The 1,897-nt window shown below is 76.3% G+C and carries 1 protein-coding gene and 1 pseudogene; one reads left to right on the top strand and one right to left on the bottom strand.

Annotation, left to right across the window (positions count from 1 at the left end; translation table 11 throughout):
- Window positions 1-817 (bottom strand): annotated as a pseudogene (locus tag CCN42_RS45355) (hypothetical protein); the annotation flags it as partial.
- Between the two features lie 139 nt (window positions 818-956).
- Between CCN42_RS45355 and CCN42_RS39235 the strand changes: the two are divergent.
- Complete coding sequence (locus tag CCN42_RS39235) at window positions 957-1,715, top strand: TIGR03089 family protein (RefSeq protein WP_086741947.1); 759 nt, start codon at window positions 957-959, stop codon at window positions 1,713-1,715.
- Window positions 1,716-1,897: the final 182 nt, after the last annotated feature.

The raw sequence follows: 1,897 nt of genomic DNA, 5'->3' as shown, positions 1-1,897 counted from the left end.
GGACGACCCCGCCGCCGAACTCCACGGCGACGTCCAGGTCCGCGTCCGGGCCGCCGGTACCGGCACCTGGTCGGGCTGGCAGGACGTCGAGACCCACAACGCCGACCACGCGGCGGACCCCGGCACGGAGGAGCGTGCCTCCGCCCGGGTCCGCGGCGGTACCGCACCGCTGTGGGTGGGTGACTCGGACGGCGTGGAGGTCCGGGTCCGGGCGACGTCCGAGGCCGCTGCCCACGGGGACGGCACGGAGGCCAGGCGGCAGGGGCGCCCGAGGGGCGCGGACGTCGGCCCCGGTGCCGTCCTCGCGGGTGCCGGCCTCCGTGCCGTCCCCGTGGGCAGCGGCCTCGGACGTCGCCCGGACCCGGACCTCCACGCCGTCCGAGTCACCCACCCACAGCGGTGCGGTACCGCCGCGGACCCGGGCGGAGGCACGCTCCTCCGTGCCGGGGTCCGCCGCGTGGTCGGCGTTGTGGGTCTCGACGTCCTGCCAGCCCGACCAGGTGCCGGTACCGGCGGCCCGGACGCGGACCTGGACGTCGCCGTGGAGTTCGGCGGCGGGGTCGTCCCAGATGAGACCGATCATCGAGAAGCGCCGTACGTCGCGGCGCGGCAGCCCCTGGACCGCGGGGGAGCCGAGGGGGCGGTCGGTGGTGAGCGGCACGAGGGGCAGCGACTGGGTGCCGCCCGGGACCGCGGGCGCCCCTGCCTCCCGGAGCCCGCCCGGTCTCGCGGCCGCCGGGGCTGCGGGCAGGGTCAGCGGAAGGGCGAGGGCGGCCGCGCAGGTGACGCCGATGGAGGAAGCAAGGAATCCATGCATGCTCCTGATCCTGGACATAGTCAGACAATCCTGTCCATCGGGGACTTGAGGGAACTGACGGGCTGTCGCGGTGCCGTTCCGCCGAACCGGTGACGCCGCCGCTCGATGCGGGCCCCCGCCCCCGCGTACGCTTGCGCGGGTGACTGCCACCGATCGCACCCCTGCCGACCTGCTGCGTTCCGCGCTGGCCGCGGACCCCGCGCGGCCCCTGGTGACCTTCTACGACGACGCCACCGGCGAGCGCGTCGAACTGTCCGTCGCGACCTTCGCCAATTGGGTGGCGAAGACCGCCAACCTCCTCCAGGACGAACTGTCCGCCGAACCCGGCGACCGGATCGCACTGCTGCTGCCCGCGCACTGGCAGGCGGCGGTGTGGCTGCTGGCGTGTTCCTCGGTGGGCGTGATCGCGGACGTCGAGGGCGATCCGGGGCGGGCCGACCATGTCGTGGCCGGGCCCGGTCGGTTCGACGCGGGGCTGGCGTGCGGCGGGGAACGGTACGCGCTGTCGCTCGCGCCGCTCGGGCGGCGGTTCGTGCCCGCGCCGCCGGCCGGGTACGCCGACTACGCCGTCGACGTGCCGAGCCACGGCGACCGGTTCACGCCGTACGCGCCGGTCGACCCGGAGGCGCCGGCGCTGATCGTGGCCGGGGCGGAGCTCACCGCGGCGGAGATCGTGGAGCGGGCCAAGGGGGACGCGCCGGGGCTGGGGCTGACCGGACCCGGGTCGCGGCTGCTGTCCGCGCTGCCGTACGACACGTGGGAGGGGCTGAGTGCGGGGCTGTACGCGCCGCTCGCGGCCGGGGGGTCCGTGGTGCTGTGCCGGAATCTGGAGCAGCTGGGGGAAGAGGCGCTGGCCAAGCGGATCGAGAGCGAGCGGGTGACAGCCGTTTCCCGGTAGGACCGGTGGGCGCGGGTACCGGACGTGTCCGGTGTGCCGGGGGGCCGCTCCTGGCTCCCCCCTCCGCGCCGCCCCGAGCGGCACCACTGCCAGCGGCCGGGTGGGCAGCGCTGCCGGCAGCCGGGTGGGCACCGCTGCCCGCGGCCCCGCCGAGTCGGCTGTCACCCGATCAGCCCACCCCC

It is taken from the genome of Streptomyces glaucescens (genome assembly GCF_002154375.1).
In the GTDB taxonomy this organism is placed as follows: Bacteria; Actinomycetota; Actinomycetes; order Streptomycetales; family Streptomycetaceae; genus Streptomyces; species Streptomyces glaucescens.
This window is presented reverse-complemented; position numbering and strand designations above follow the sequence as displayed.